We start from the raw sequence: 22,006 nt of genomic DNA, 5'->3' as shown, positions 1-22,006 counted from the left end.
GATACATCCATTTGTCGTTGCCCATTTATACCGTAACGCCGTATCCAGCACCAGACTCCTATGACTGACACATTACCGCAAAGCCAGACAGTCCCTCCATCGATAACCTGGGCAGAGAACACAGTTATCTCCTACGACGTGTCATCAGGCTTCGTCGTCAAAAGATCAGACAGCGTCTCGTGGGGATCCATGACCTAGAGTAGCCTGAATACCTCATCTCCACTCTCTACACAGCTCCATGAGCTGATTTTCCTTCCTCCACAAGGAGTTCACTCTCATCCAGTAGGATGAACAGAGAAAACAAGAGACGACAAAGCCCCTTCGCATATGCGAAGGGGCTTTCAGTTCACGAAGTACGATCACTGCTCTTTGTTGGACGCGACCTTGACTGCTTCTCGGCCTCTGTAGTGGCCACATTCGGGGCAGGCGTGGTAGTTCTGGATGGTCTCGCCGCAATGAGGACAGGCAGTGAGGCCCGGGACGCTGAGCTTACCCAGCCACTGAGCCTTTCTGGTATGAGTCCTCCGGTGAGATACTCGGGACTTAGGGGTTGCCATGGGGTTTCCCTCCTTTACGTGACGAGGTTCCGAACTCGTCGGCTAAGATCTGGAATCGGGGATCGACGGCTTCCCCTTCTTCTCTGGTTGTGTTGGGGCCGATGAGATCGCACCCCTCGGGGCAGACTGGATACAGAGGCATGGACACGACAAGGCATTCCCACAGATCGTCGGCCACGTCCAAAGAGCCATTCACGTCAGCGACTACCGTCACCGAACCATCGTCTTTGATATCGTCGCTTTCGTCGTTCTCGGTCTGCGACGTATAACAATACTCGAAAATCTCGTCGATTGCAACCTCCAGATGCGAAAGACATCGGGAACACTCTGAGATCACGGAGGTTCGAAGCCGGAAGGTCCCCCTCAGAGCCATTCCCGTCAGGATAAATCGACAAGTACAATGGACGGGAGTCGGACATCGGTAGGGGACACCCCCCATTCGGATTTCGTCGTGAAAATCCAGGAACCACTCTTGATCCACTGGCACCAAAGGATCATCAGGAACTTCCAGGATACACCGCCACCCCGGCGGACGCTGAACCGTCATAAGATCTCTTTTATCGGAGCACACCTTACGCTGAGACTAGGCTCTTGGTGTCCCGAGCGATGACCAGTTCCTCATTGGTAGGGATCACCATGACCGAGACCGGAGATCCATCGGGGCTGATGACCCGCTCCTCACCCCGGAAGTCGTTCTTGTCAGGATCCACCGAGATACCCAAAAACGCCAGGTCCCGGGTTGCGGTTTCCCGGATCATGGTGCAGTTCTCACCGATACCAGCCGTGAAGACCAGGGCATCCACCCCACCCATGGCAGCGGCATAGGCTCCGATATATTTGGTGATACCGTACGACAACATGGAAAAAGCCAGGTCAGCCCGTTCATCTCCCTTGGCCATGCCGTCCTCGATGTCCCGAAGGTCACTGCTGATACCCGATACGCCGTGAACGCCGCTTTCCTTATTCAAGACGGTGTCGGCCTTTTCGACACTACCTTCTTTGTCAGCCATGAAGCGGACGATGGACGGATCGATGTCACCGCATCTGGTTCCCATAAGGACACCGGCCAGAGGGGTAAATCCCATTGACGTATCCACGCACACACCGTTTTTCACTGCGGCGATGGAACTTCCGTTTCCAAGGTGACAGGTGATGATCTTCAGGTTCTCAATGGGGCGACCCAGGATCTCGGCGCAGCGATGGGCCACGAAGAAGTGACTCGTGCCGTGGAAGCCATAACGGCGGACCTTGTGTTCCTCGTAGTACCGGTAGGGAACGCCGTACATATAGGCGTGCTTCGGCATGGTTTGGTGAAAGGCCGTGTCGAAAACTCCAACTTGGGGGACCTGAGGTAAGGCCGCAGTGATGGCTTCAATACCAGTGATGTTCGCCGGATTGTGCAGGGGCGCCAGAGGTATGCACTCTTTGAGAGCCGCCATAACGACGTCGTCTAAGCGCACCGAGCAGGCGAACTTTTCCCCGGCGTGGACCACTCTGTGCCCCACAGCGCTCAGTTCGTCCAAACTGGACAGGATCCCATGGTTCTCGTTCAACAGGGCCTCCAGAACCAACTTGACAGCCACCTTGTGATCGGGAATAGGCGTCTCGGTGGTCACCGAGTCCTGCCCCGTCTTTGTGTGTTTGATCCGCGATCCATCGATGCCGATTCGCTCGACCAATCCCTTAGCTAAAGGGGATTCGGTCTCCATGTCGAAAAGCTGATACTTGAGGGAGGAACTGCCGCAGTTGATGACCAAAACCTTCATGTCGCCTGTAGCCTCCTTGACCGTTGTGACGCCTATGGCGTATGTTGTCCCCGATGCGAGATACACAAGGGGGTTCATATGATGAGAAAGGCGATCGGAATCGTCGCCGAATACAACCCGTTTCATCGGGGGCACCTCTACCATCTGAAAAAAGCGACCGAATCAGGAGCTCCTGTGATAGTGGCCCTGTCGTCGTGTTTCGTCCAGCGAGGCGAACCAGCATGTCTTGACAAGGGAAGCCGAACCGAGATGGCCCTTCTCTCTGGAGCAGATTTGGTTCTGGAGCTCCCCAGCGTCTTCTCCTGCCACAACGCCGGGGTCTTCGCCGCCGGGGCTGTGGATATTCTGGAGAGCACCGGAGTGGTTGGACACCTGTCCTTCGGAATGGAAACGTTTCCGGCCAACCTAGAGAACATCATAGCTATTGTAGTGGAGGAACCTCAGCCTTTCAAGGATCGTCTCCGAGCTCTTTTGGACAGAGGGTTTTCCTACGTAAATGCCAGGGCTCAGGCCGCCGAGTCTGTCATACCCGGAGCGGGGGATGTCCTCTCAAGACCGAACAACAGCCTCGCCGTAGCCTATATGTCCCGGATCGCCAGCAGGGGATACACTATGACACCTTCCCCAATCCTCAGAAGTGGATGTAGCTATCATCAGACAACCCTGGGCGAGACGTTTCCCAGTGCCACAGCGATCCGGGAAGCGCTTCGGAAGAACGACAACTGGCGACCTGCCCTTCCGAAAGGACCTGCCGCGATCGTAGATCGAGAGCTCGGTCGAGGTCGCTGTTGTCTGGATTTTAAAAGACTCTGGGAGGCTCTCCGAGTTCTCCTTATGAGGTCAAACCCTCAGGAGCTCAGGACATACGCTGAGTTCGGCGAGGGCATTGAGCACCGATTCCTCAGGGAAGCTGTCATGTCATCAAGCTGGAACGACTTTATGAATCGTTGTGTCACTGGACGATACCCACGAGGGCGCCTTCAACGAAACATGATCCATTTTTTTCTTGGTATACAACACGACACAAACCGTAACATCCAACGCCTTGGACCAGCCTACATCAAGCCTCTGGGGGCTACTGGACGAGGCCGAAAGCTCCTGGACGAGATGGGGAAATCAGCAAGACTCCCCGTGGTGACCCGCGGGCGAGATCTCCGGGGAAACCCCTATGGCCAGGCCATGTGGAATTTGGAGCAACGGGCCTGTGATCTTTGGGAGCTTTTGATCTCCGGAGGGGAGATCGGACGGGATCGCCGAAGGCCCCCTCTCATGATATACCCCCTCAAGAAGGATACCGGGGAAATCGTTCCCGCAGACGACGATAGGCCCCGGGAGGAACCATGTCCTGGACCGCCCCTCCAAAGCTGAATATCTCCTTGACAGCGTGACTGGAGAGATAGGAGTACTGTGCGTCGGTAACGATGAAGAGGGTCTCTATCTCTGGGGCAAGCTGACGGTTCATCTGGGCCAGTTGAAACTCGTACTCAAAATCGGAGAGCGCCCGAAGCCCTCGTATTATAATCCGGCTTCGTTCCTGACGGAGAAAGTCCACTAAGAGCCCCGAGAACGAGTCGATAGAGACGTTGGGAAGATGGGACAGAGCCTCAGCTGCCATGGTTTTTCGTTCGTCAACACTGAAGGTCGCCTGTTTCTGAGGATTCAGGAGCACCGAGACGGTCAGTTCGTCGAACAGGCCGGCAGCCCGCTCGGCAATGTAGATATGGCCGTTGGTTATGGGGTCGAAGGAGCCTGGGTATACCGCCTTGATGGATTTTTTCACATCGTTCCCTCCTCGGTGACAGATCTATCCTCAAGAGCCAGAAAGGCCAGGGCGCTTCGGCCATAAACACGTTCCTGAAGAACTCGCCACGGCGCTGAAGCCATGAGAGGCTCGTCCACGCTATGCTCGATCACGACAGTCCCCTCGGGAACGAGGACAGACCTCCGAGCCAGGATAACCTCGGGCAACCGACGTCCCCAGCCATCGCCGTAAGGAGGGTCAGCGAATATCACATCAAAGGCCATTTGCCGCCGGGCCACCCAAGAGAGCCCCTTGCGGACATCCATGGACAGATGGGTGTGGCCGTCGAATCGTTTGGCGGCCCAGATGGCTTTGGACCGACCACGAAGGAGTTCCACTGAGATCACCGGAGATGCCCCCAGACGGCATGCCTCAAAAGCGACACGCCCCGTACCGGCGAACAGATCAAGGAAAGAGCGCCCCTGCATATCCCCCAGAATATTAAACAGAGCCTGAAGGACTAATCCCGTGGTGGGACGAATGCCCCTCATCCCTTGACGAGACGACCGGCCAGGTCATGAACCGCCTGCCGGACAGCTGGCGTGAGGTAGGGAACACACACGCCATCGACCTTGACCAAAGCCCCTTGCTCCCTTAGAAGCACTCGGAGGTACATCTGCTGCTGATAGCCGTCGTCGGACGTGACGGCCCGGACCAACCATGTCCTCTCACCATCGCTGTAGACGTTTCCAAACGCCCAGCGAACGCCCCCCTCTCCGCCTGAGATTCCAAGCTCACGAGCAGCCAGAGCCGTCAAATCTAAATTCTCTCTGTCCACCGTTACGTGCATCTCGTCGCTCCTTCCTGATACGATCCGTTCGACGCTGCACGTCGAGCATTTCTCGAACTCCAGGATAAAAATATCCTTGCCCTCGGCCAACCATTTTCTCTCGTACTTGGTAGTCACCGGACGCCTACGGTTCACGTCAAAGGAGGAGAGGTTCAGGGCCACGTGATCTCCCAATACCTGAGCCACCTCCCTGGCGTACCATGCCTCGTCGGTGGCCAGTTCAAAACGGCACCCCATCCTGAGCACCGAAGCGACCGTATCGGCAAAGCCCGGTGCTGTCACCCGGCGTCTGGCGTGACGTTCCTTGGGCCACGGACAGGGAAAACTCATATATACCCGATCGAGCCAATCATCGGCAAAACTCTCTCTAAGAAGGAAACGAGCATCCCCGAAGAGGAGCCGGACGTTGTCAAGTTCCTCTCGAATCACTCGCTTCAGAGACTTCTCCACGCAGGTCATGGATATCTCCAGCCCATAAAAAATTGATCGTGGCTCCATCTGGGCCAAGTGAACCAGGAATTCCCCGTTGCCAAATCCTATCTCAGCAATCCGACGCCGACCATCGGGTTCGCCCACAGGAGCTCCGGAAATCGCCGGGTTCAAAAGGACATCCTCTCGTCTCAGCATAACACCCTCCACAAAAAAAGGAAACGAATACAACACTATCCTTATCGTCCGAAACAGATCGCATTATACCTCATTCGGTGATTACCTACGCAAGTAGCCTCTCTTCGTACTCTGTGTGAGGTCATTAACCAGACGCACTTTTTATGGTTAATGATCTCACAGAACTCTTTGCTTTTATGATCTCAGATGTTATTATGTGCTGTATGGGGTATACATAGAGTCTCATGTTTTTATCAGTACCTCAAGAGGGGGTTATTTTTATGGCTAAACAATGGAAAACAATGGACGGGAATATGGCGGCTGCCCATGTATCCTACGCATTCACCGAGGTAGCGGCTATCTATCCGATTACGCCGTCGTCTCCTATGGCGGAGTACGTGGATGAGTGGGCGGCTCACGGTCGCAAAAATATCTTTGGCAAGGTCGTCGAGCTGGCCGAGATGCAGTCCGAGGGGGGGGCTGCCGGAGCGGTTCACGGTTCTCTGTCCGCAGGATCTCTGACAAGCACCTTTACGGCATCACAGGGGCTTCTGCTCATGCTGCCCAACATGTACAAGATCGCAGGAGAGCTCCTGCCCGGCGTTTTCGACGTCAGCGCCAGAGCGGTTGCGGGACACGCCCTGTCTATTTTCGGCGATCACAGTGACGTGACGGCCTGCCGTGCCACAGGCTTTGCCATGCTGGCATCGGGAAGTGTTCAGGAGACCATGGACCTGACGGCGGTAGCACACCTGTCAGCCATTCGGTCTAGCATTCCCTTTCTCAATTTCTTCGACGGATTCAGAACCTCTCACGAGATCCAGAAAATCGAGGTCCTGGACTACGACGATCTGGCTCAGTTGGTGGACTGGGAGGCCGTTCGAAACTTCAAGGAACGGGCTCTGAACCCCGAACACCCCTACCACAAGGGGACAGCCCAGAACCCCGATATCTACTTCCAGGCCAAGGAGGCAGGCAACAGCTTCTACCTGGATATTCCAGACATCGTTGAGGAATATATGGAGGAGATCTCCAAGCTCACCGGTCGGAACTACGCTCCTTTCGTCTACTACGGCCATCCCGAAGCTGACCGGGTCGTCGTCGTCATGGGCTCAGCCACGGAGGCCAGCGAGGAAACGGTGGATTATCTCATGGCCAAGGGCGAAAAAGTGGGCGTCCTGAAGGTCCATCTCTATCGCCCCTTCTCAGCTCGGCATTTCTTCAATGTCCTCCCAGCTACTGTGCAGCGCTTGGCCGTGCTGGACCGCACCAAGGAGCCCGGAGCTCTGGGAGAACCTCTTTATGAGGACGTCTGCGCCCTGTTCAACAACCGTGCAGAGCGTCCCATCATCGTCGGCGGTCGGTACGGTTTGGGCTCCAACGACACCACTCCAAGCTGGATCAAAACGGTTTTCGACAACCTCAAGCTCTACGAGCCCAAAAACAACTTCACCATCGGCATCGTGGACGACGTGACCAGGCTCTCCCTGGAGCTCAAAGAAGAGATCGACGCCGCTCCAGAGGGGACCATCCGATGCAAGTTCTGGGGCTTGGGATCCGACGGGACGGTGGGTGCCAACAAGAACGCCATCAAGATCATCGGAGACAATACGGATATGTACGCTCAGGGGTACTTCTCCTACGACTCGAAGAAGTCGGGTGGAGTAACGGTCTCCCATCTTCGTTTCGGCAAGACTCCCATCAAGTCAACGTACCTCATCAAGGAGGCGGACTTCATCGCCTGTCACAAGCAGGAGTACGTCTATCTCTACGACGTCACAGCAGGACTCAAGGAAAATGGCACGTTCTTGCTCAACACCCAGTGGACCGATATGGCTACCCTGGAGGAAAAACTCCCGGTGGATCTCAAAAAATACCTGGCCAGAAAAAAGATAGACTTCTACGTCATCAACGGCGTGGACCTGGGAGTCGAGATCGGCTTGGGCAACCGAACCAACATGATCATGATGTCGGCCTTCTTCAAGCTAGCCAAGGTCATCCCATTTGAGGACGCCGTCCGGTTCATGAAAGAGGCAAACGAAAAGACCTACGGAAAAAAGGGCGAAAAAATCGTGGCCATGAACGACAAGGCTGTGGACAGGGGAGCCGGAGGCCTGATCAAGATCGACGTCCCCGAGGCCTGGGCCGATCTCGAATCTCCCCTGCTGATCTCCTGCGATGCCTCTCCTAAATGCAGGGAAAACGTTCCTCAGTTCATCCAAGATGTCTGTCGCCCCATCAACGCCCAAAAGGGCGAGGACCTTCCGGTCAGCGCCTTTCTGGGACGAGAGGATGGGCATTTCCCCAGCGGTACGTCGGCTTACGAAAAACGAGGAGTGGCGGTGAGCGTACCAGAGTGGATCATGGACAAGTGCATCCAGTGCAACCAGTGCGCCATGGTCTGCCCCCACGCCTCAATCAGGCCGGTACTTCTGGACGAAGCCGAGAGAAGCGAGGCCCCCGAGACCTTTGCGACCATGGACGCCAAAGGCAAGGAGTTGGCGGGACTGGCATTTCGCATGCAGGTCAGCCCTCTGGACTGCCTCGGGTGTGGCAACTGTGCCGATATCTGCCCAGTCAAGGCCCTGGAGATGAAGCCTCTGGATACTCAGATCGATCCTCAGGCCGAAAACTGGGAGTTCGGCGTCACGGCCACGGACAAGTCAGACCTGGTCAACGTGAACACCGTCAAGGGAAGTCAGTTTGCCCAACCGTTCCTGGAGTTCTCGGGAGCCTGTGCCGGCTGCGGCGAGACACCCTACGCCAAGCTTATCACTCAGCTCTATGGCGACAGAATGATCATCGCCAACGCTACGGGGTGCTCCTCCATCTGGGGTGGTTCGGCCCCCAGCATGCCCTATTCTACCAACACCAAGGGACAAGGACCTGCATGGGCCAACTCCCTCTTTGAGGACAACGCCGAGTACGGTTACGGCATGGCCCTCTCGGTGAAGAACACCGTCAAGGGACTGGAGAATACCGTCCGAAACCTGGTTGAGATGGATATAGACGACGACGTAAAAGAAGTGCTCACCTTATGGCTGGACAATCACGAGGACGGCCAGGCCTCCAAAGCAGCAGCCAAGGGAGTTCAAAGCATCCTTGACAGGGACCTCGGATCAGATCAGGCCAACTCCCTGTTGAACGAGATTGCCGAGAGAGAGGACTACCTGGTTAAAAAATCAGTGTGGATCTTCGGCGGAGATGGTTGGGCCTACGACATCGGCTACGGCGGTCTGGACCACGTGTTGGCCTCCGGCGAGAACATCAACGTCATGGTCTTCGACACGGAGGTCTATTCCAACACCGGCGGTCAGTCATCCAAATCCACCCCCATAGCAGCGGTAGCCAAGTTCGCAGCCTCTGGGAAAAAAGTCGCAAAGAAAGATCTGGGCCGGATGGCTATGACGTACGGCTACGTTTACGTAGCCCAGGTTGCCATGGGAGCCGATAAGAACCAGCTCATGAAAGCCGTTACCGAGGCAGAGGCCTATAATGGACCGTCCCTGATTATCGCCTACGCCCCCTGCATCAACCACGGTTTAAAGGAGGGCATGGGGCGAAGCCAGAATCAGGAAAAGAGGGCCGTGGAGTCCGGATACTGGCACCTGTTCCGGTACAATCCGACTGTCGAGGAAGGGAAGAACCCCTTTAAACTTGACTCAAAGGCACCCAAAAGCTCCTTCCGGGAGTTCATCCTCAGCGAGGTCCGCTACTCGTCCCTGATGAAAACCTTCCCGAAGGAGGCTGAGGAGCTCTTCGAAGCAGCAGAGATCTCAGCCAAACAGCGATACGAGACGTACAAGAAACTCTCTGATGGGTACAAGGTCTGAGCTGTATAAAATCCCTGATTGCGCTCATGTTTTGGGGTGTTGACCACCAACATAGCCTCATGTATAATGCTCCTTGTTACGGACGGGACGTAGCGCAGCCTGGCTAGCGTACCTGAATGGGGTTCAGGTGGTCGGAGGTTCAAATCCTCTCGTCCCGACCAGAGTGTTCAACGGGAAGCCTTTTGGCTTCCCGTTTTTTTGTCCATAGGCAGGTGAAGCACTATACATCAACGTACGTTTACACCGAACACCAATCTGGGGCAGAACTTCCTGATCAACCGGGAGATCGTCCGGCAAATCATCGTTCGGGCAAACTTGAATTCCAACGACGTGGTGCTGGAGATCGGCCCCGGTCAGGGCGTTCTGAGTCGAGCGATACTGGAGTCTCCGTGTTCCCATCTCCACTCGGTTGAGATCGATCGCCGGCTAGAGTCGTACCTCCGGGACTGTGAGGGGCCTCGTTTCTCCCTCCACTGGGGTGACGGAGTCACCTTCCCATACGAGACCTTGACCCCATGTCCCAACAAGGTAGTGGCGAATATCCCCTACCACGTCACCACACCTCTTTTATGGGCACTCCTGGAGAAACTGGCCCCTCTCGGATTGCAGTACCTCATTCTCATGGTACAAAAGGAGGCTGCCGATCGTCTCGTGGCCCATGAGGGAACCAAGGACCGATATCCTCTGGGCATCGCAATCGAAGCCATGGGACAAGCTAAGGTATACATGAAGGTCTCTCCTGGTTCCTTTCGCCCGATCCCCAGGGTCCACTCGGCTTTGGTGGAGATTTGGATTGATGATCAGAGAGAGCTGGCCCAGGACTCAATCTGGAGACGTATCCTTCGCGGAGGATTTGCCCAGAGACGGAAAAAACTGACCAATAACCTGACGGTCTTGGGGTACGAGAAAAACGAACTCCTGAGCGCTTTTGAACAGGCAGGGATCTCCCCCTCCGCTCGAGCAGAGGATCTCACAAGCGATCAATGGCTCGCCCTTCGGCGAGCCATACAATAAACGAGAGGGAAGGCACGGACTCCTCGTCCTTTTGCCTTCCCTCTTTGAGTCTTCATACGAATCTCAATACCGTCAGTTTACCCGATCCTTCAAAGCCTTCCCAGGACGAAAAACCGGGACTTTCTTCGCGGGAATCTGGATGGTCTTATCAGGATTCTGAGGATTTCGGCCAGTCCTCGCGGCCCTTTCCCGGACCTCGAAGGTACCGAATCCCACAAGCTGAACTTTTTCCCCCCTAACCAAGGCTTCCTCGACAGCCTCTACGACGGCCGATACCGCCTCACCCGCTGCCTTTTTGCTCAGCTCTGCGGATTTGGCCACTGCTTCGATAAGTTCGGTCTTGGTCACGACAGACTACCTCCTCAAAAGATTGGATAAAAATGCTGCGTGGAATTCACCACACGCCTGAAACAGTTTTATCAGCTCATCCAGCACTGGTCAAGTCTCCAGAGCTTTTTTGATCATGGAAGAGCTCTCTTTTTTCTTGAAGAAGAAAATTTATTCTCGATACGAAGGAGAAAGTTCCTTCTCTGAGACAAATTTCACGGCTGATTTCAAGAAAAATCCCCCTTGTCAAAGGGGTTCTCTTCGGATACAATGCCTTTTATTCCAAGAAGGTCCCTTCGTCTAGTGGCCTAGGACGCCGGGTTCTCAGCCCGGTAACAGGGGTTCGAATCCCCTAGGGACTGCCAACTCAAAAAACAAAGACCGAGGACAAACTCTTCGGCCTTTCTTCATGTGACGAGAGAGCGGTGGATCCGATCACAAACCGATCCACCGCTCTCCTTACGTCTCAGGGACTTGGTCGTCAGGCCTGAACATCCAGATTCTGACCGACCCCCATGGAGGCCATCATCTCCTGGAGCATCTGGCCCTGCATCTCCATCAGATCCATGGTTTTTTTCTGGACTGCCAGACCGACCTTGGTCATCGTCTCGGCGTGTTTCATGGCTGAGATACCCCCAATCATACTCATATCCATAGGCATCACCTCCTCAGGTTCGTTCTTTTTTCTTTTCGGCCATCCTGCCTATATGCATGAATTATTTTTCGTCAAGGATTCGGAAGAGGGCGTCCTTGAAACACTCGCTCAAGGTGGGATGAGGATGCACCGTGTAGGCCACCTCTCGCACCGTGAGGCCACGGTTCACAGCCAAGGCTGCCTCAGAAATGAGGGCAGAGGCCTCGGGCCCGATGATATGGACACCGAGGATCTTTCCCGATACTCTCTCGGAAATGACCTTCACGAAGCCATCGGAATGCCCCATAGCCAAGGCCATCCCGTTGGCGGCGAAGAACACCCGACCAACAGCGATATCAATCCCCTCGTCCCGGGCCTCCTGTTCGGTACGTCCCACGTAAGCGATCTCGGGGTCAAAGAAAATACAGGAGGGAACATTATCAGGCTCCACAACCATGTCTCGACCAAGCATATCCTCGACAGCGGAGAGAGCCTGGTATTCTGCCAGATGGGCAAGCATCATACCTCCGGTACAGTCCCCAACAGCGTAGACCCCTTCGACAGAAGTTCTCATGTGCTTGTCCACGGTGATACCTTTATCGGTGAAGGCAATACCGCTGTCCTCAAGGCCGTAGCCCGAGAGAACCGGGACCATACTGGCCGCGAGGATGAGACGATCGCACACCAGGGAGATCTCCTGATCCTGAGCCGTGCCCCGAACACAGAGACGCCCGTCCTCGCGAACGACCTCCTGAATGCACATGTAGTCTACCGTAGCTATTTTTTTCTTCTTGACAATCTGTTTGACTTTTTTCTTGACGTCCTCGTCGCACCGACGAAGGATCTGGTCCGAGTGCTTGAGCATGGTGACGTCCTTGCCAAGGTCTTTGAGGATCCCGGCAAACTCGACAGCGATAACACCTGCCCCCATAACGGCCACCGAGGTGACCTTGTCAGACATGGATGAGTCCCAGAGCCCCTGATCGGTCACGGCCCAGTCGCCACCGATGATGCCGTCCAAGTCAGCTCCGGGAAAATCCAATAGACGAGATACAGCCCCCGTGGCGATAAGCAATCGACGAGCACCGACGATTTCCTCCCGACCGTCGGTCGTCACGAGAAGACGTTTTTCGTCACCTCGAACATCTGCGATGGACGCCTCACCTTGAAGAACGGTGACGCCTTCTCGATCCATCAATGTCTCGATGCCTTTTTTGAGCTTTTTCACCACCGCTTCTTTCTTAGCCCACATCGCCTCGACCGGCCCGAGTTTTGAGACAGCGTCAGCGTAATAGGCTTTGGTGGGAATGCACCCACGATTGAGGCAGGTACCTCCTAGGCAATCTTTTTCGACCAGAACCGTTTTCATACCGGCTCTGGCGGCGAGCTCGGCGGCTCTGCAGCCACCGGGCCCGCCGCCCAGAACCATCAGATCATAGATCATCAGCCCTACTTCTCAGGAGTCCACCGCAGGACGGGGTGCCTGGCAGCCTGGGTCTCGTCCAGTCTGGAGACGATGGTCGTATACGGCGCATCGTGGAAGATCTCAGGAGTTTTTTCGGCCTCGTCGGCGATCTCGAACATGGCGCTCACAAACCGATCCAGCATCTCCTTACCCTCGGTCTCGGTGGGTTCCACCATCATGGCTTCGTGGACGATAAGAGGGAAGTAGACCGTCGGGGGATGGAAGCCATGGTCCATGAGCCTCTTGGCCATATCCAGGGTCGAAACGCCATGGGCTTTATGCTGCTTCTCGCCGGAGATAACGAACTCGTGCTTGCATATGACATTGGATAAAGGTATATCGAAACGCTCGCTAAGCCGTTTCATCAGGTAATTGGCGTTGAGCACAGCGTTCTCGGATACGGCTCTCAAGCCTTTGGGGCCCATGGTTCGGATGTAGGCGTACGCCCGAACGAGGACTCCAAAGTTCCCGAAGAAAGAGCGCACCTTGCCAATACTGTCAGGGCGGTCATCGTCTAACGTATAGCTTCCGTCCCTTTCCACGATCAACGGGGTCGGAAGGAAAGGCAGAAGCTTCTCGCTGACACCCACAGGCCCCGAGCCGGGGCCACCACCACCGTGAGGTGTACTGAAGGTCTTGTGGAGGTTCAGGTGGAGCACGTCAAACCCCATGTCCCCCGGACGGATTTGTCCCAAAATAGCGTTGGCATTGGCACCGTCGTAATACAGAAGGCCACCGGCGTCGTGAACGATCCCGGCGATCTCCAGGATATCCTTCTCAAAAAGCCCCAGGGTGTTCGGGTTCGTGAGCATGAGCCCAGCCGTATCAGGGCCAACAACAGCACGAAGGGCCTCCAGATCGACATTCCCTCGGTCGTTAGAGGCCACCTCAACCACATCGTATCCCGCCATCGACGCCGTGGCAGGATTGGTCCCGTGAGCCGAATCGGGAACGATCATCTTAGTTCTAGTCCCCTCATCGCCGTTTTTCCTGTGGTAGGCCTTGATGAGGAATATACCCGTAAGCTCACCATGAGCTCCAGCTGAGGGCTGAAGAGTCATCCCCACCATACCGGTGATCTCGGTCAACATGACCGACAGATCGTACATAAGCTTCAGAGCTCCTTGACAGGTAGCCTCGGGCTGGAAAGGATGAACGTTGGAAAAACCACACAGTCGAGCGGCGTTTTCGTTGATCTTGGGGTTATACTTCATGGTACAGGAACCCAGAGGATAGAAGCCCTCATCCACACCGAAGTTGAGCTGAGACAGGTTGGTGAAATGACGGACCACATCGACCTCGGTCATCTCAGGAATCATGGCATCTTGAGTACGGCCATAGCCCTGAGGCAAGAGTTTTTCAGGATCGCCAGGTACGTCACAAGCAGGTAAGGCAACACCTCTCCGACCTGGTTGACTTTTTTCAAACATGAGGTCAACTTTATTTAACATACTACTTCCCCCTCGCTATAGACGCAAAACGGTCGATCTCCGATCGGGTCCGTTTCTCGGTAACGGCAACCAACCACGTCGATTCGAGCTCAGGATAATCCTTCGAGAGGTCATACCCCCCCAGAATTCCATTCTCTAAAAGCCGATTGTTGATCGTCTCCGGGGACTCCTTCTTTGCGGTGACGGCAAACTCCCTGAAGAAAGGCCCCGAGAACCGGGGTTCAAAAGCTCCACCTACAGTCAGCTGATCCCGAGTGTAAGCGGCCTTGAGCAAGCTCTGGGTAGCCGCCTCTTTAAGTCCTTCTCGTCCCATGAGAGACATGTGGATAGTCGCAGCCAAAGCGTTCAGGCTGTGGTTAGTGCAGATGTTGGATGAGGCTTTCTCTCTTCTAATATGTTGTTCCCGAGCCTGGAGGGTCAACACATAACAGCGCTTACCCTGACGATCAACGGTCTGTCCCACGATCCTGCCGGGAATTTTCCGAACCAGTTTCTGGGTGGCTGCGAAAAAGCCAAAATGAGGGCCACCAAAGTTCATGCTGGAGCCCATGCTTTGCCCATCGCCTACAACGACATCGGCTCCCAAACGCCCGGGGGCTTCCAGGATTGATAAGGCCAGCAGATCGGTGGAGACAACAAAGAGAGCCTTGGCCTCGTGAGCAGCCTCGCCGATGGCCTTCAAGTCTTCAAGAGACCCAAAAAAGTTGGGGGACTGCACCACAACTGCAGCGACACCGTCTCCCAGGTTGGACTTCAAGTCATCCATATCCAGAGTTCCATCGCCATAGCCAATTTCCTTTATGGACAACCCCCGAAGGCTCGCGTATGTTTTAAGAACCGCCCTGCAGTGAGGATGGACTGAACGAGCCACCAAGATGGTCTGCCTCTTGGTGGAGACACTGGCCATGAAAGCGGCCTCAGCTATGGCAGAGGCACCATCGTACATGGAGGCATTGGCAACATCCATGCCAGTCAGCTCGGCCACCATGGTCTGAAATTCGAAAATAGCCTGAAGCGTCCCCTGACTGATCTCAGGCTGATACGGCGTGTAGCTGGTGGTGAACTCCTCCCGAGAGATCAGGTGATCCACCGCCAATGGGATAAAGTGATCGTACACGCCAGCCCCGAGAAAACACGGGGCTGTACAGGCATCCACGTTGCGCCCGGCTAGCTTATGAAGATGGGCCATCAGCTCCATCTCGGAGAGAGGCTCAGGGAGATTCAGATCTCTGTCAAACCTCGCGCTAGCCGGAAGATCGGCAAACAGATCGTCTACCGAAGAGACACCAATGATCTTCAGCATCTCTGCCCGCTGCTCGTCGGTGTTGGGTATATACCTCATTCAGATAACCTCCTGAATTATGTTCATATGTTCAGACGATGGGAATAAACATTTCCTCGTCGGTACACCAAAGGCCCCTGACATAGGGGCCTTTGGTAGATGGTCACAGCTTTTTTAGTCCTGGCTATCGCAGAAAGCCTTGTACGCAGCGGGGTCCATGAGAGCATCGACCTCGGAGGCATTTGAAAGCTCAACCACGGCAATCCAGCTCCCATAGGGGTCCTCGTTGATGGCCTCGGGAGAATCATCCAGGGCTTCGTTGATCTCAACGACTTTACCGGAAGCCGGAGAGTATACGTCGTTGGCACCCTTGACCGACTCGACAACGCAAAGGTCACCGCCAGCAGAGACATCCTGTCCCACTTCGGGAAGCTCGACAAAAACGATATCGCCCATCGCATGCTGGGCGTAATCCGAGATTCCAACCCGTCCCTTACCTCCCTCGACCTTAATCCACTCGTGCTCCTTGGTGTATCTCAGCCCGTCCTTGATCTCAGCCATAGCAACGTCCTCCTCTTATTTTTTGTAGTTTTTCTTATAGTAAGGCTTTTTAACGACTACGGCTTTTTTAGCCTTGCCTCGAACCATAATATCGAGGTGACCACCAACCTGGGCAACTCCTTGCTTAATCAAGACCGTGGCGATATTTTCCTCCAAGGTCGGCGAATAGCCACCAGTAGTCACCCGACCAACTTCCTCACCATTGGAGAACACGGAGTACCCATGACGAGGAACCCCCTTATCCACCATCTTAAGGGCCAGGGTCACACGGGGCAAGCCTTGGGCCTTCATAGCCCGCAGGGGCTCCGCCCCGATAAAGTCGTCGACATCAAGCTTGACGAAGAAGCCCAACCCAGCCTCAAGAGGAGTAATATCCTTGTCAATCTCGTGTCCGTACAGGGGCAAGCCTGCTTCGAAGCGGAGGCTATCCCTGGCGCCAAGTCCAATGGGTAAAACGCCATCGTCCTTCCCCGCCTCCAGGATAGCACGCCAGACCACGGGGCCCTTATCCCAGTCCACATAGACCTCAAAACCGTCCTCACCGGTGTAGCCGGTTCGAGAAACCAAAGCAGGAACTCCAGCGACAGTGACGTTTTCCTTGAAAAAGAAAAAAGGGATCGAGGAGAGATCGGTATCGGTGAGTCTCTGCAAAATAGTCTCGGCCAAGGGGCCCTGGAAAGCGACCTCCGCAGTCTTCATAGAAGCATTCTCAAGCTGCACATCACCAACGACATGATCCTTAACCCAGGCGAAATCTTTGTCCACGTTGGAGGCGTTGACGACCAGGAGAATACGGTCCTCGGATGCACGATATACCAAAAGGTCGTCCACGACCCCACCATCAGGGTAGCACATCAGATTGTACTGAACCTGCCCATCCACCATGGTCGACACATCGTTGGTCACCAGATTCTGGACAAATTTCAGAGCATCAGGACCAGTCACCCAGAACTCCCCCATATGAGAGACATCAAATAATCCCGCCTTGGTCCGGACCGTCTGATGTTCCTCCTTGATACCGGCGGGGTATTGGACCGGAAGATCCCATCCGCCGAAATCAACGATGGTACCACCGAGTGCCACATGCTCCTCGTACATGGGTGTGTGCATAACCTCACCTCCGTAATCTTTGGCCATCATGGACGGCACATCCTGCGAACCCCCTGGGGTTCCCATCAACATCAGTGCTTTACAAAAAGCTTGGACGGAAGTAGCCGAACTTCGCGAACCTTCCGTTCAAACCAATCAAACCAACGTAACGGCACGCTTGCCTTTTATTTTGCCTTGAGAGTTCCGTCAGCCTCATACTCGTCCAAAGCCTTGCTCACAACCTTGGCCAAACCTATAAGAGCAATGAGGTTCGGAAGAACCATGAGGCCGTTGAACATATCGGCCAATTCCCAGACCAGACCGACCTTCTGAGTGGCACCTAGAACGATGAAGCCCATGACCAGAAGTCGATAGGGGAATAGGCCCTTAAGCCCAAAGAGATACTTGATGTTGGCCTCACCGAAGAAATACCACCCGATGATCGTCGAGAAGGCAAAGAACAGAAGGCAGATGGCGATAAACGGATTACCGAAAGAGCCCAATCCGGTCACAAAAGCCTTTTGCGTCAGAGCGATACCCGTCGTCTGCCCATCAATGGCCCCCGTTGCGAAGATGACCAGAGCCGTCATGTTGAGGACGATAAAGGTGTCGATAAACACACCCATGATGGCAACGAGCCCCTGTTGGGCAGGATGCTTGACCTTGGCCACAGCGTGGGCGTGGGGCGTGGAACCCATACCAGCCTCGTTTGAGAACAGACCTCTGGAAACACCGTAGCGAACAGCCTCTTTCACGCCGACCCCGATAAGCCCTCCAGTGGCCGCCCTGGGATCAAAGGCCCCTACGAAAATCATCTTGATGGCCGGTATGAGGTGAGACGCCTGGGTGATCAGGATGTACAGTCCTCCCAGGAGATACATAAGCGCCATAAGTGGAACGACCTTCTCGGTAAAGGAAGCGATCCTGCGGATCCCGCCGAAGAAAATCATGCCGGCAAGGATCGCCAGTCCGATACCGACGTATAGCGTGGGGATATTAAAGGCAGTTTTAAAAGCGTCGGCGATGGAGTTGGACTGAACCATGTTGCCGATAAAACCCAGGGCCAGGATGATGGTCACCGCAAAGAAACCGGCTAAGATCTTGCTTCCAAATCCGTCTCGGATGTAGTACGCCGGACCACCGGTCACCTGACCGTGTTCGTCACGAACCTTGTATGTCTGAGCAAGCACGGCCTCGGCGAAGATCGTCCCCATGCCGAAAAAGGCCGCCAACCACATCCAGAAAATGGCTCCAGGTCCTCCAGAAGCGATAGCCGTAGCAGCCCCCGCCAAGTTCCCCGTTCCCACCTGAGCAGCAATGGCTGTCGCCAGAGACTGGAAAGAACTCATACCCTCTTTACCAGCAGCCTCGCCCTTCAGGGTCAAACCACCAAAAGTCTGGCGGATGACAGCACCGAATTTACGAACCTGAACAAAACGAAGGCGAAACGTGTAGTACAGACCGGTACCACAAAGCAGGACAACAAGAAGTTTTCCCCAGAGAATGCTGTTAATATCCTGAATTATCTGTAGTAGCTGATCCATTACGAATACCTCCAATCCTTATTAAAAATACATAAAAACCTTTAGGCTATATTTGCTGCCCCACCATCATCTTTATGTGGTCTCGCAAGAGCAAGCTATATGATTTTTTTAACAAGGCTTCTGTATATTATACCCTAGACGGGTACACAAACAAAACTACAGAAGTGACTTTGCCCAAAGTCTTTATTGCTTGCCTTTTCTCTCTTCTCAGACAAAACCCACAGGACCATGGGTTAAAAAATCAAGGGACACCTTTCGGTGTCCCTTGATTTTTTAAGATCCTGCAGCAAAGATCCTTAAAATTTAGTCCTCGTCCTTGAAGACGGTCTGTTCAGTGACATCGGTCTCCAGAGCCTTCAGTGCCTTATCCACCAAGCGGCGACGAAGTTCCTTCTCCTTATCGGGAGTCTCTGCAGGATTGCCTAGGGGATAAGGAATGGCGACCGTAGGAATAATACGATTGGCTCCGACACTCAGAGAGATAGGAACGATGGTGGCCATATGAACCACCGGCACATCTGCACCGTCCTCAATAGCTTTTACCAACGTTGCACCGCAACGCGTACAAGTGCCTCAGGTGGACGTCAGAATAACGGCATCCACACCGTCTCTCTTGAGTCGTTGAGCGATCTCCTGCCCGAACTTTTTGGCGTTAGCCACAGCGGTACCGTTGCCCACAGTGGCATAGAAGAGATTATGGAGTTTGCCGATCCGGCCTTCTTTCTCCAGGTCACGCAAGACATCAACGGGGAGAACCCGATCAGCATCCTGGTTGGCGTATGTCTGATCGTATCCACCATGAGCCGTCTGGTACTCACCTTCCTTCAGGTCCATAACACCGTCGATGTCGTATTCACCGAAATTCTGGGCGCTGGACGCAGCGATGTGATCTGGATTGCCAAAGGGAACAATGCCACCAGAGGTGACGAGGGCAACCTTGGCTTTGCTCATGTCCTTCACAGCAGGCCGGGGATCAACCCGGTCGAAGACGGGCATCTTGTACTCTGTCTTGAAAGATTCACCTTTGATCTTCTTGATGAGCATGTCAACAGCCCGCTCAGCACCGATCTTTTCGTAGAAACAGTTGATCCGAACGCCTCTCTCGATGTAGCCCTCTTCCTCAGGGCTTCCAATGGACTCTCCCTTGAGCTGCTTGAGCAGTAAAGCAGCCATGGCCGGAACGGCCTTGCTCATACCCCTGGCACTGTCAGCAGCCTCAACGATGTAGGTGCCTTTCTTGTACATCTCAGCTCCAGGGTTCTCGGGGTAGAGAGCCGTCACCGTGGGGAGCCCCAGGGCCTCGCCTACTGCCGTGCAGACGGCACCACAGGCAGTGCCATACCGACCGGCGTTGAATCCGGGACCGGCAACAAAAGCATCGGCCTTATGTTTTTTGACCGCCTCAACGACGAAAGCTGAAGCGTCCTCTATATTGTCAGCAAAGTAGTTATCACCGCAGATCACGGTAGCAACGATCTCAGCTTCCCCATTAAAGGCCGCATTGAGCCCCATCCCGGGGCCAACGACGCCTTCCCGTATTTCCGGTTTGATATCAGCCTTCTCCTCGCCGCCGATACCGGCAAAAAACTGGTTGATGTAATGAACAACACGATAGCTCATGTACGCTCCTCCTCTACTTCGGTCCTGACGACCTAAACGGTGTAGGCGCCGATGGTGTTGAAGCCAAGCTCGTTGGTAGCGCCCAAGATGGCCTGAATTTCAACCTCAAGGCTGCCGTCGTCCTTCAGAGTTCCAAAGAACCCGCCGGCGATGATGTCGGCTGTCGGCAACTCGCCGATGATCTTCTTCATCGGAGGCAACAGGACCAGCTCGTTAGCGTTACCGGCGGTGACACAGGCGTCGCCCTCGGGGCAAGAGTCGGCCAGAGACTGGCTGGCGCCGTCTCGTCCAGCGTACTCGTCGGTCACCAGAACGGTCTTGATGCCAGCTCGTTCAGCCTTCCAACAATTCATCACCAAGTCTGCATCGGGGTTGCCGAAGCCCTCTTCAGAGATGATGACGGCGTCAACACCCAGCATTGAGGCTAACTTGATCGCGTAGGAGGAGCTTCGTTTCTTGTCGGCCAAGGTCACGTTCTCGTTGGTTATGATAACGCCGACAAAGTTGAACTCCTTGCCATGGTGGGCATAGAGATGCTTGATTATGGGGTTGTTCTGATGAACGTAGGTATTATTCTTATCACAGGCTGAAACACAGTTCCCCGAGATAATAGCTCCATCCATGGTCTCAGTCGGACTGATGAGGGACGGCAGGATCTTCTTGGCATCCACACCGTACACCCAGGTATCGTGAAGCAGCCCCTGAGACTGAAGCATGTAGACGTATGCCACCTTGGGAAGACCAGGATGGGCTTTCATGGCCTCGGCAAGAGGCGGGAAGTCGTACGTTTCGACGTGATCGGCAGAAGCAGCCTTACAGCAGCTCGCCAGATAGTGGGCTGCCTTGAGGCCGGCCTGACGACATGCAGCCTCTCTGGAATGAAGCTCAACGCCGTCGGCAGGGGTCAGGACCACCACCAGGTTGTTGGTCTTGGAAAACGGCGTGTACTCGGCCCCAGGACCAGTCATGTCGACAATCCCCTCCTGAGGGGCAACCAAGCGACCAGTGGTCAAGACAACAGCGCCCTCCAGGACAAGAGTCTTGCCCTCACCGACGGGATCGACATCACCGATCCATCCGGGGAACACCTCGTTGCCATCGTCCAGCTTACACCGGGGCTCAATGGCATCTTTCACCGGCAGAATACGGACCTCTTCGCCGGGATGAGCCAGATCCAGATCAACTCCGGCAAGACGATCATCTTCGGAAAGAAGTTCGATCAGTTCCTGTTTGTTGATACTGAGGACTCCGTCCTTAACGGAGGTCTCAGATCCGAAAGTCAGTTTACGCACCTGCACCTTATGGAGTTCAAGTTTCAAAGCGACTCCCCCCTTATACTGTTTCGCTCGTCCCGACGGATGGGACGGCGTACCAAAAACATCGACAACAGAGTTGTCTATCGACATTATCACCTTACGACAGCACGAGCATCCCGATATGCCTGAAAACGAGAAAGTCCTCGAAACTCACAGCAGGAGCCCTGATAGAGGCAACCAGTACGCAGATCGGCTCTCATCGTGTCGTCGTACGACAAGCATCGTACGTCTTGCAGTAACAGAACATCAAGTTACAGAAGGGCCTCCGCTTTCTCTCGAATCGCCTCAACAGTACACTCGCCACCGTTCAGACGGGCAGCCTGCTCGCCCCCCTTATAGAAGAGGAACGC

At 54.6% G+C, this 22,006-nt stretch carries 20 protein-coding genes and 2 tRNA genes; 5 read left to right on the top strand and 17 right to left on the bottom strand.

Going from position 1 to position 22,006, the window contains the following annotated elements; genetic code table 11:
- Positions 1-359 precede the first annotated feature (359 nt).
- The 3 genes from CSA35_03845 to CSA35_03835 are packed head-to-tail and all read right to left on the bottom strand — an operon-like array spanning position 360 to position 2,323.
- The gene (locus tag CSA35_03845) at positions 360-557 is read right to left on the bottom strand and encodes a 50S ribosomal protein L32 (protein PIE54758.1); all 198 of its coding nucleotides are present in this window, start codon (positions 555-557) and stop codon (positions 360-362) included.
- On the bottom strand, positions 544-1,104 hold the full coding sequence (locus CSA35_03840; protein PIE54757.1) for a hypothetical protein: 561 nt from the start codon (positions 1,102-1,104) through the stop codon (positions 544-546). The genes CSA35_03845 and CSA35_03840 overlap by 14 nt, the downstream gene beginning before the upstream one ends.
- Before the next feature lie 25 nt (positions 1,105-1,129).
- The gene (locus CSA35_03835; protein ID PIE54756.1) at positions 1,130-2,323 is read right to left on the bottom strand and encodes an acetate kinase; all 1,194 of its coding nucleotides are present in this window, start codon (positions 2,321-2,323) and stop codon (positions 1,130-1,132) included.
- Positions 2,324-2,401: 78 nt separating this feature from the next.
- Between CSA35_03835 and CSA35_03830 the strand changes: the two genes are divergently transcribed.
- Positions 2,402-3,691 carry a nucleotidyltransferase gene (locus CSA35_03830; protein ID PIE54755.1) on the top strand — a complete coding sequence of 430 codons (1,290 nt, stop codon included), beginning with the start codon at positions 2,402-2,404 and terminating at the stop codon, positions 3,689-3,691.
- On the opposite strand, the gene CSA35_03825 is transcribed toward CSA35_03830, so the two are convergent.
- The 3 genes from CSA35_03825 to trmB are packed head-to-tail and all read right to left on the bottom strand — an operon-like array spanning position 3,606 to position 5,538.
- Positions 3,606-4,103 (bottom strand): pantetheine-phosphate adenylyltransferase, encoded by a 498-nt coding sequence (locus CSA35_03825; protein PIE54754.1) that lies wholly within the window; start codon positions 4,101-4,103, stop codon positions 3,606-3,608. The two genes, CSA35_03830 and CSA35_03825, sit on opposite strands and share 86 nt — an antisense overlap.
- Positions 4,100-4,615: a DNA methyltransferase gene (locus tag CSA35_03820; protein ID PIE54753.1), complete on the bottom strand. Its 516-nt coding sequence runs from the start codon at positions 4,613-4,615 to the stop codon at positions 4,100-4,102. Before CSA35_03820 ends, CSA35_03825 begins: the two co-directional genes overlap by 4 nt.
- Positions 4,612-5,538 (bottom strand): tRNA (guanosine(46)-N7)-methyltransferase TrmB, encoded by a 927-nt coding sequence (trmB, locus tag CSA35_03815; GenBank protein PIE54875.1) that lies wholly within the window; start codon positions 5,536-5,538, stop codon positions 4,612-4,614. The genes CSA35_03820 and trmB overlap by 4 nt, the downstream gene beginning before the upstream one ends.
- A 263-nt stretch (positions 5,539-5,801) precedes the next feature.
- Here trmB and nifJ point away from each other — a divergent pair, with 263 nt between their 5' ends.
- The 3 genes from nifJ (at position 5,802) to rsmA (ending at position 10,367) form a co-directional block, all read left to right on the top strand.
- Positions 5,802-9,353, top strand: coding sequence for a pyruvate:ferredoxin (flavodoxin) oxidoreductase (gene nifJ, locus CSA35_03810; GenBank protein ID PIE54752.1), 3,552 nt, complete (start codon positions 5,802-5,804; stop codon positions 9,351-9,353).
- 83 nt (positions 9,354-9,436) lie between these two features.
- A tRNA-Pro gene (locus CSA35_03805) sits at positions 9,437-9,514 on the top strand.
- Between the two features lie 61 nt (positions 9,515-9,575).
- The gene (gene rsmA, locus CSA35_03800) at positions 9,576-10,367 is read left to right on the top strand and encodes a ribosomal RNA small subunit methyltransferase A (GenBank protein PIE54751.1); all 792 of its coding nucleotides are present in this window, start codon (positions 9,576-9,578) and stop codon (positions 10,365-10,367) included.
- 72 nt (positions 10,368-10,439) lie between these two features.
- Here rsmA and CSA35_03795 read toward each other — a convergent pair whose 3' ends face one another.
- A complete protein-coding gene (locus CSA35_03795; protein PIE54750.1) occupies positions 10,440-10,715 on the bottom strand; it encodes a DNA-binding protein in 276 nt (91 codons plus the stop codon).
- 268 nt (positions 10,716-10,983) lie between these two features.
- Here CSA35_03795 and CSA35_03790 point away from each other — a divergent pair.
- A tRNA-Glu gene (locus CSA35_03790) sits at positions 10,984-11,059 on the top strand.
- Between the two features lie 116 nt (positions 11,060-11,175).
- Here the strand turns inward: CSA35_03790 and CSA35_03785 are convergent.
- The 10 genes from CSA35_03785 to CSA35_03740 form a co-directional block, all read right to left on the bottom strand.
- Positions 11,176-11,355: a hypothetical protein gene (locus CSA35_03785; protein PIE54749.1), complete on the bottom strand. Its 180-nt coding sequence runs from the start codon at positions 11,353-11,355 to the stop codon at positions 11,176-11,178.
- A 55-nt stretch (positions 11,356-11,410) separates the two neighbouring features.
- Entirely contained in the window at positions 11,411-12,769 is a 1,359-nt protein-coding gene (locus CSA35_03780; protein PIE54874.1) for an acetoin dehydrogenase, read from the bottom strand.
- Positions 12,770-12,777: 8 nt separating this feature from the next.
- A complete protein-coding gene (locus CSA35_03775; GenBank protein ID PIE54748.1) occupies positions 12,778-14,244 on the bottom strand; it encodes a glycine dehydrogenase (aminomethyl-transferring) in 1,467 nt (488 codons plus the stop codon).
- A 1-nt stretch (position 14,245) separates the two neighbouring features.
- On the bottom strand, positions 14,246-15,586 hold the full coding sequence (locus CSA35_03770; protein PIE54747.1) for an aminomethyl-transferring glycine dehydrogenase: 1,341 nt from the start codon (positions 15,584-15,586) through the stop codon (positions 14,246-14,248).
- A 114-nt stretch (positions 15,587-15,700) separates the two neighbouring features.
- Positions 15,701-16,087, bottom strand: a complete 387-nt coding sequence (gcvH, locus tag CSA35_03765; protein ID PIE54746.1) for a glycine cleavage system protein H — start codon at positions 16,085-16,087, stop codon at positions 15,701-15,703.
- A gap of 15 nt (positions 16,088-16,102) precedes the next feature.
- Positions 16,103-17,197, bottom strand: coding sequence for a glycine cleavage system protein T (gene gcvT, locus CSA35_03760; GenBank protein ID PIE54873.1), 1,095 nt, complete (start codon positions 17,195-17,197; stop codon positions 16,103-16,105).
- Positions 17,198-17,361: 164 nt separating this feature from the next.
- Positions 17,362-18,720, bottom strand: coding sequence for a sodium:alanine symporter family protein (locus tag CSA35_03755; GenBank protein ID PIE54745.1), 1,359 nt, complete (start codon positions 18,718-18,720; stop codon positions 17,362-17,364).
- A 303-nt stretch (positions 18,721-19,023) separates the two neighbouring features.
- Entirely contained in the window at positions 19,024-20,340 is a 1,317-nt protein-coding gene (grdB, locus tag CSA35_03750; protein ID PIE54744.1) for a glycine reductase complex selenoprotein B, read from the bottom strand.
- 32 nt (positions 20,341-20,372) lie between these two features.
- The gene (locus tag CSA35_03745) at positions 20,373-21,659 is read right to left on the bottom strand and encodes a beta-aspartyl-peptidase (protein ID PIE54743.1); all 1,287 of its coding nucleotides are present in this window, start codon (positions 21,657-21,659) and stop codon (positions 20,373-20,375) included.
- Between the two features lie 248 nt (positions 21,660-21,907).
- Positions 21,908-22,006, bottom strand: a 99-nt coding sequence (locus tag CSA35_03740) for a thiol reductase thioredoxin (protein PIE54742.1), incomplete at its 5' end; no start/stop codon positions are given.

The organism is Dethiosulfovibrio peptidovorans, assembly GCA_002748665.1.
GTDB classification, from domain to species: domain Bacteria; phylum Synergistota; class Synergistia; order Synergistales; family Dethiosulfovibrionaceae; genus Dethiosulfovibrio; species Dethiosulfovibrio peptidovorans_A.
Note: the sequence above shows the minus strand (reverse complement) of the source record. Positions and strands in the feature narration are given on the sequence as shown.